A 7,999-nucleotide genomic window follows, 5' to 3' on the forward strand; every position below is an offset into this window, starting at 1 on the left:
AGCGCCGCAGCGACGCCCAGGGCGATCAGTACGCGCGGCCAGCGGCTCCCGTGGCGCGTCCGCGGTCGGGCTATGTCGGGGTCGGCACTGGATATGTCCACGGCACGCACTCCTCCGGCCTGCGAGATGACACGCGACTCAGCGTGGCATCGGGCGCGGGGCCGCGCAGGCGGGGCGCGTCCAGGCAGGTGACACGCACAGCAGGCGGTCACCTGCCACGTCCGTGCGTGCGGGGGGCGCCCGTAGGCGCCCTCCGGCCTCGTGGCGGCGCGGCCGCTACTCCCGGGCGCTGATGAGCTGGGCCACCCTGGCGCTGGTCAGCTCGGTGGCGAGCACGCTGTGCTCCAGCGGCAGCAGACGGTGCGCCTTGCACGACTGCGTCGGCAGTGCCGCGTACTCCTCCCCGGTGATGCGGGTCCAGGACGGGTCGAACCGTACCCGGATGATGAGGTCGCGTGCCTGCTCGGAGACGATCGACGACGCCAGCAGCCACAGCCCCGGCCCGCGCGCCGTACCGCGTGGGTCGAACGCGAGGTGCAGCAGCCATGCCGACCGGCCCACCGGGCCGCTCAGCCGGTGCCAGACGATCCGCCCGTCCGCGTCGATCCGGCCGAACGTGCCGGTCCCCGCCTTCGCGGTGCCGAGGAGCACCACCCAGAGCCCGCCGGGGCCGCTGATCAGCCCGACCGGGGTGCTGCCCTGCTCCACCGGGACGGGGATCTGCGCGGTGTGTCCGGTGCGCGGGTCGATGCGCAGTAGGGAGCTCGCACCGTCCTGGCTGACGTAGAAGTCACCGCTGCCCGGGTGCTGCGCGGCGAAGATGGGGTGAGGCTTCGCGTCGAAGAGGCGGTGGCGTCCGGGACGCGTATGGTCCAGGGCCAGGACCTGGTCGCTCCCCTTCAGGGTCACCCACAGGGTGTCCCCGTATTCGTTGACGTAGTGCGGCCCCCGGCCGCCGCCCGGAACCACGATCTCCCGTTCGATGCGCGGGGCGGCGCCGGGGGAGTCCGCCCGCGGATCCACCAGCAGCAGCCGGTCGGCGCCCTCGTGCGTGGCCCAGATCCGTCCGGGGTGGCGCGCGGACACCGCCAGCCCGTGCAGCATCGCGTCGGGGGAGCCGAGCGGGAACGCCTCGGCGGCCGTCACCTGCTCGGTACGGGGGTCCAGCGCGAGCTTCACCAGCCGGCTGTTGGACATCTGGGACACGAGCACCATCGGCCGGTCCGGGACTTTGACGATCTCGTGCGTCTCCTCGGCGGGCGGCAGTTCGTACTCCACCAGCGTCCGCCGGGACGGGCCCGCCAGCGGGGAGCGGGTGCCCCCGCCCCGCGGCCCCGCGGTCGCGGTGCCCGGCACCCCGAGCAGCGTTCCGGCTGCTGCGAGGCTGCCCAGGGACATCAGTCGGCTGTGAAAGGTGCGGCGGTCCAAGCGGCTCTCCTGGTGGGCGCGGCGCTGCGGGTCTGCGACGCGCCCATGCAAGCGGACAGTCGGATCATCGGATGATGGATCCGGCGAATTCCCCCGTGTGGGTGATGCAGAACTCGCCGCCGGGCCGCGCCCGGCGGCGGTTCCCTGCAGAGACCGAGGGAACGCAAGGTCCCGTTGAGGCGCGTCAGGCGCGCACGGTGTACCAGGCGCCGACGCCGCCGCAGCCGGTGCTCATGTACGTGGTGCTGCGGTATCCCGGCGGGATCGGGGAGCCGGCGCAGGTCCAGATGCCGTGGCGGACAAGCTCGTGGTACCAGGCGCCCACACCGTTGCAGCCGGTACGCAGGTAGTTGGTCGTGACATAGCCGGGCGGGATGGGAGAACCGCCGCAGGTCCAGCGCTTGTCGCGCGCGAGCTCGTGGTACCAGGCCCCGATGCCGTTGCAGCCGTCACGCAGGTAGTTCGTGATGACGTAGCCGGGCGGGACGGGGGAGCCCGCGCAGGTCCAGCGCTTGTCGCGGGCCAGCTCGTGGTACCAGGCCCCGATGCCGCTGCAGCCGCCGCGGTCGTACCGGGTGATGACGTAACCGGCCACGACCGGCGAGCCGGAGCACGTCCAGATGCCGTCCTTCACCGGCTGCTGGTACCAGGACCCGCTGCCGTTGCAGCCGGAACGGTCGTAGCCGGTGATGACCCAGCCGTCCGGAACCGGAGCGCCGGAGCAGGCCCACTTGCCCGACGGCCGCCAGTCACCGGTCGCCGCGGCGGTGGCCGTACCGGCCGCGGTGCCGGTGAGTGCAGTCGTGATCAGTGCGATCGCTCCGACCGCGGCGGCGATCCGGCCGCGCGCTGCCGCCGCCTTCGCTCTGAGGTACGTCAAAGGTCTGTCCACGCTCATCCCCTCGTCTCTTTCCTTGGTCATGGTCACGTCGTGCCGATCGGCCGCGGCTCCGCAGACGACCGGGTCAGCCACAGGTGCCGGCCGGGCGGGTGCGGGTGACGAGGTCGGTGCGGCCGGTCGTGGCGTCGACCCAGATCACTTGCCGGCCGTCTGCCGAGGCGTGCGAGAGCTGTTCACCCCGGTTGCAGGAGACCCGTTCCCGTCGCGACCCGTCCGGGGAGAGCTGCCAGAGCTTGTCCAGCGCTTCGTAACGGAGTTGCGGGTCCGGTGCCTGCGGGTCCGGCGCGCGGACGGAGACCGTCACCGCTTCGTCGGAGGCCGTCAGACCGGTCCCGTGCAGGGCGTCCTTGCCCGTGCCGGGGCTGATGTCGATGGTGCCCGTGCCGTCCAGGTCCGACCGGCGCACGGCGGTGGTGGTGTGGTCGTCTTCGGCCACGGCCAGCCAGAAGACGTGCTTGCCGGTGACGGCGGTCCCCGTGAGGTAGGCGGGGGTCCCGATCTGCTTCATCACGGTCCTCTTGCCGGTGGCGACGTCCAGGACCTCCGTGTCGTACCTCCAGACACCGTCATCCGCGCGGTGCCAGGAGGTGAAGGCGATCCTGCCGTGGCTGAGGGACGGATCGCCGGTGCTCGCCAGGCGCTCCGTGGAGCCCGGGTCCACGTACGTCGGGGTGTTCTCGCCCAGCCGCAGGTACACCACCCGGGAACCGGCACGGCGACGGTGGACCTGGAAGGTGACGACCTTCCCCTCCACGTGCAGCGAGGTGATGGCGAGCGCGTTGGAGAACAGCTTCGTGACGGGGCCTCCCGCGAGCGGGCGGGCGAGGATCTCCGTGGCCCGTCCCCGGCGCGCCTGCCACACCACCGTCTTGCCGTCGGTGACCGGGTCGACGTGGTAGCGGCCGTCGTTGGGGCTGATGAGCTTCTTCTCGCCGGTCCCGTCGAGGCGTCCGGCCCAGACGGAGTAGGGCTCGGAGCCGTCGTCGTTGGACGTGGAGGCCGTCCACCAGCCGCCGCCCGCCCCGGCGCTGGTCCGGTCGTCGGTGTTGACCCGGCCGAGCAACTGGTCGGAGTCCACCCCGAGCGCGAGCTCCCAGCCGGGGGCGATGCCGTGGGCGTTGAAGGCGCGCTCGACCGCCTTGTACTCCCTGTCGGTGACCTCGAGGTCGCGGGCGGCGGCGAGGACGGCGGCCCGGCCCTCGGTGAAGCCGTCGAGCGGGCTCATGTACCGGGTGAGCGCGTTGTGGACGATCCTGTCGGCGAGCGTGCGGTCGATGTCCTCGCGGATGTCCCACAGGGCGCCGGAGAAGATCGTGGAGTTGAGGTGGATGCCGCCGCTGTCGGTGCCGATGCCCACGCCGGCGAAGGACTTGGACGTGGTCCGCCCGTCGTTCAGGTCACGTGCGGCACAGGCGCGGGGTTCCTTCTGCCGGCACAGCGTCTCGCCGAGCAGACCGGCGTCGGGGCTGTCCATGGCGGTGCCGCGCGCGTCGGTCTCGACGGCGTTGCCGAAGTAGTCGGCGAGGGCCTCTCCCAGCGCGCCGGACTGACCCGCGGGCACGAGGTTCGCGGTGCTCTCGACGACGCCGTGCGTCAGTTCGCGCCCGACGACGTCGAGGGCGGCCGAGAAGGGCCGGTATTCGTCGTTGCCGCGCCCGTAGATCACCTTCTGGCCGTCCCAGAAGACGTCCGCGTAGGAGACCCCCAGGCCCACGAGGGAGTTCACGGCCGTGCCGCGGCCGTCCAGCCCGTTCCTGCCGTGGACGTCCTTGAAGTAGTCGTGGACCCGGCCCGCGGCCCAGTGCGCGTCCACCGCGCCGATCCCGGTGGCCTCGTCGCCGAAGTCGGCCGTGGGGGAGGAGAACTCCTTGAGGTCGGCCGGCCATGTGCGCCACACTTCGCCGTGGCTCCGGCCGCGCGCGTCCCAGGTGGAAACGAGGTTCGCGTCGTCGCTGCGGCTGCTGCTGCCGCCGCCGCTGCCGTCGCCGGGCCGGGCGCGGGAGCGGTCGCGCATCACGTACGCGTTGCTTTCCTCGTCCCGGGTCAGGTGCAGTTCGACCTTCGTGCCGTCCAGCCGGACGCCGGAGCCCTTCGTCCCGCCGTCCCGGACGGCAGCCGTGCCCCGGCTGCGGCTGTCCTCGGCGTGGCGCTCAGGGGCCGTGGATCCGGCGGCCTCGGAGCCCGCTCCGGCGGTCTTGGAACCTGCCCCGGGGACCGCGGAACGGCCGGGCGTCCTGAATGTCTTGATCCCGCTGTACTGGAGGACCGGGTGGCCGGTCTGCGCCTCGATGTACACCTCGCGCAGCACCGGAGACCCGGTGGCCGGGTCGGTGCCGCGGACCGTCACGTGGTGGGTGAGCACCCCCGTACCCCGCGGCAGCACGACCAGGCCCTGGGCCGTGCCGGTGACCGGCTGCCCTGCCCCGCCGCCCCCGGGGCCTTCCCGGCCGTCCTCCTGGCCGCCGCCCTGGTCGTCGCGGGACGGGCGGACGGGCCCGAGCCGCAGCGTCACGGCGTCGACGGCCAGTTCGACGGCCAGGGCCGCGTCGATGCCGGGCTCGGCCGGGACGGTCAGCCCGGTGAAGTACCGGCCGGACGTGCCCGTGACGAACCGTTTGCCACCGCTCTTCGCGCCCGTCGCGTCCATCCGGACGACGTACTGCCCTCCCAGGACGTCCACCCCGCGGTGCTTCTGCTGGAGACGCACGGTCTCCGAGCCGCCGGCGGCGACGGTCTGCAAGGGCTTGAGGTCCCGGTCGGGGCGGGCGATCCGGTAGCGGTTCTGCTGGTCGGCCAGGTATCGCAGCGCCGCGTCGGCGGCGTTCTTCGATGCCGGGGCGGGCTCCCGGATGCCGATCACCCAGGCGGGCGCGGCCATGCGCTGGTCCTGCGCGACGTCGCCCGGCCCCCTCGGTGCCGTTGCCGTCGCCTCGGCCGGTACCGCGGAAACGACGAGTGCGGCGGTGCTCATCAGCGCCGCCGCACCGTACATGCCGTGTCGTGGTCTGTCTCTTCCTGATCGTGCCGTACGTAAGTCGCGTCTCCGCACGGTCCCCCCTCTGCGAGGTCTCTGGCCGGACTTCTCCGGCGGCCGGAGTCGTTCCGGGCAGAGCCATGCAAACGCTGATGCGCACCGGCATCAATGTGGTGGACGAAAATGCGCAGGCGACTTTCGGACGACGACGCGCAGGCGGGTTCGCCGGGCCGGGTCAGACCGCCGGCCCGGTCACGCCGCCGGCCCGGTCACGCCGCCGGGCACGGCATTCCCCGGTACCGGTCGTCGATCTCCCTCAGCCGGGCCAGCTCCCGGCGCGCCGTCTCCACGTGGCCCAGATCGAGGCTCATCGAGATGCGGCCGCAGACGTAGTGGAAGTCCTGGCGGTCACGGGCGGTCAGGTGGCAGAGCCGGATGATGCGCGACCGGCAGACCGTGAGGGAGAGGCGGATCGTCGCCAGGTCGTCCCGGTGCTTCGACGACAGGAAGCCCCGCGCCAGGTCCTTCGCGTAGTCGTGGACCCGGGCGTCGGCCTCGTAGTGGCTCGGGGCGGGCGGGAAGTGGGGGTGGCCGGCCCAGGCCTCCGCTTCGTATGCGAGATCGTCCACCAGGCGCCGGGCCTCGTCGAGGTCGCCGTCCTCCAGCGCGCGCCGTGCGGACGCCGCTGTGTCGGCCACCCTCCGGCGTGCCGCAGCCGCGCTCTCGTCCCCGCCGTCGGCGCCCTCGCGCGCGTCACCGCCGCGGCACGTGTCACCGTCTCCGTCACCACCACCGGGATACCGGGAGGCCAGGAAGCCCGCCAGCACGTCGACGTGCTGGAGCACCTCGCTCTTCTGCCACGCCTCGTCCATCTCCGCGCACAGCGACACCCTCGGACCTGCCTCTCTCACGTACCGGTTTCTCCTCTCCGGAGCCGATGATTCCCGATGATTATGGGCTCACCCTGATACGGACCCGAGGGCTACCCCCACCACGCATGGGTGGCTTCCCTGATGGTCCTGCCGGTCCTGATCAACAAGCATGTCCCGCATGGCACTTACGACCTCGCAGGTCTCCACCAAGCGCAGGACTCTCCTGTTCGCCCTCGCCACGGCGACTGTGGCCACCGCCGTCGCCGCCTCCCCGGCGACGGCCTCGCCCGCCGCCGGGCCCGGCACCCCGAAGGCCGGAACCACCGGACCCACCGCCTCCGGCCTCGACTGGCACGACTGTCAGGCCGGCCGCGACGGCACGCACGACGGCATGCCCGACGGCGCGGAGTGCGCCACCCTCGCCGTCCCCCTCGACTACGGCAAGCCGGAGGGCCGCACTGTCGGCATCGCCGTGTCCCGGATCCGCAGCGACAAGCCCACGGCCCGGCGGGGGACGCTGCTGGTCATACCGGGCGGGCCCGGGAGCTCGGGGGTCGACAGACTGGCCAGGAAGGGTGAGGCCCTGCGCAAGGAGACCGGTGGAACGTACGACCTCGTGAGCTTCGACCCGCGCGGCGTCGGGGACAGCACGCGGGCCGACTGCAAGCTCGGGGCGGACGATCTGGAGCCCGCCCACCTGCGTTCCTGGCCGGGGACTGACGGGGACATCAGCGACAGCGTCGCGCGCAGCCGCCGCATCGCCGAAGCATGCGCCCGCAACGGCGGCGAGGTCATGCGGTCGCTGACCACCGCCAACGAGGTGCGCGACATGGAGAGCCTCCGCCGCGCGCTCGGCGAGGAGAAGCTGTCGGCGTGGGCGACCTCGTACGGCACGTACGTCGGGGCGGTCTACGCGCAGAAGTACCCGGAGCGCACGGACCGCTGGGTGCTGGACAGCAGCGGCGACCCGGACCCGAGCCGGGTCGCGCGCGGGTGGCTGGCGAACATGTCGGCGGCCGCGGACGACCGCTTCCCCGACTTCGCCCGCTGGGCCGCCGCGCCCGAGCGGGACGCGCAGCACCGGGTCGCCGGGCGGGCCGAGGACGTGCGACCGCTGTTCCTCTCCCTCGCGAAGCGGCTCGACGGGGTTCCCGAGCGGTCGGCGGACGGCAAGGGGCAGCTCACGGGGAACCGCCTGCGCATGGTGATGCAGCAGGCGCTGTACTCCGACGCGGGCTTCGAGCAGTTCGCCGCGCTGGTCGTCACGGCCCGGGACGCGGGCGACAAGCCGGTCCCGTACGACCTCCCCTCCGTCCCGTCGGCCGATGCGACGGTGAACATGGCGGTCGTCTGCAACGACGTGCGCTGGCCGCGCTCGGTCCCGGAGTACGCGCGTGACGTCCGCGCCGACCGCATCCGGCACCCCCTCACCGCAGGAATGCCCGTCAGCGTGACGCCGTGCGCGTTCTGGAAGGACAGGCCCGCCGACAAGCCCACCCGCATCACGTCCGACGGGCCGTCCAACGTCCTGATGGTGCAGAGCCTGCGCGACCCCGCCACGCCGCACCGCGGGGCCCTGAAGATGCGCGAGGCCTTCGGCGAGCGCGCCCGGCTGGTCAGTGTCGACGCGGGAGGCCACGGCGTCTACCTCGGCAACGCCACTCGTGCGGGGGAGGACGACAAGCGGGCCGGCGCCTGTGCCGACCGTGCCGTGACCACGTTCCTCACGACCGGACGGCGCCCGGCCTCCGACACGCTCTGCACCACCGCTGGGACGGAATCCAGGTAGACGGAATCCAGGTAGTCCGGCACCGCGCCCCCGCA

Annotated in this window: 5 protein-coding genes; 1 reads left to right on the forward strand and 4 read right to left on the reverse strand. The window is 72.8% G+C overall.

Features of this window, described 5'->3' with window-relative positions:
- Positions 1 to 276: 276 nt before the first annotated feature.
- The 4 genes from V7793_RS28825 to V7793_RS28840 form a co-directional block, all read right to left on the reverse strand.
- On the reverse strand, positions 277 to 1,428 hold the full coding sequence (locus V7793_RS28825) for a hypothetical protein (RefSeq protein ID WP_336011785.1): 1,152 nt from the start codon (positions 1,426 to 1,428) through the stop codon (positions 277 to 279).
- 184 nt (positions 1,429 to 1,612) lie between these two features.
- On the reverse strand, positions 1,613 to 2,350 hold the full coding sequence (locus tag V7793_RS28830; RefSeq protein ID WP_336011787.1) for a hypothetical protein: 738 nt from the start codon (positions 2,348 to 2,350) through the stop codon (positions 1,613 to 1,615).
- Positions 2,351 to 2,393: 43 nt separating this feature from the next.
- Positions 2,394 to 5,300: a M4 family metallopeptidase gene (locus V7793_RS28835; protein WP_336011790.1), complete on the reverse strand. Its 2,907-nt coding sequence runs from the start codon at positions 5,298 to 5,300 to the stop codon at positions 2,394 to 2,396.
- Positions 5,301 to 5,572: 272 nt separating this feature from the next.
- Positions 5,573 to 6,214, reverse strand: coding sequence for a hypothetical protein (locus tag V7793_RS28840; RefSeq protein WP_336011793.1), 642 nt, complete (start codon positions 6,212 to 6,214; stop codon positions 5,573 to 5,575).
- A gap of 139 nt (positions 6,215 to 6,353) precedes the next feature.
- Here V7793_RS28840 and V7793_RS28845 point away from each other — a divergent pair, with 139 nt between their 5' ends.
- Positions 6,354 to 7,964 carry an alpha/beta hydrolase gene (locus tag V7793_RS28845; protein ID WP_336011794.1) on the forward strand — a complete coding sequence of 537 codons (1,611 nt, stop codon included), beginning with the start codon at positions 6,354 to 6,356 and terminating at the stop codon, positions 7,962 to 7,964.
- Positions 7,965 to 7,999 lie beyond the last annotated feature (35 nt).

Origin of the sequence: Streptomyces sp. KLMMK (assembly GCF_036961605.1) — a bacterium.
In the GTDB taxonomy this organism is placed as follows: domain Bacteria; phylum Actinomycetota; class Actinomycetes; order Streptomycetales; family Streptomycetaceae; genus Streptomyces; species Streptomyces telluris.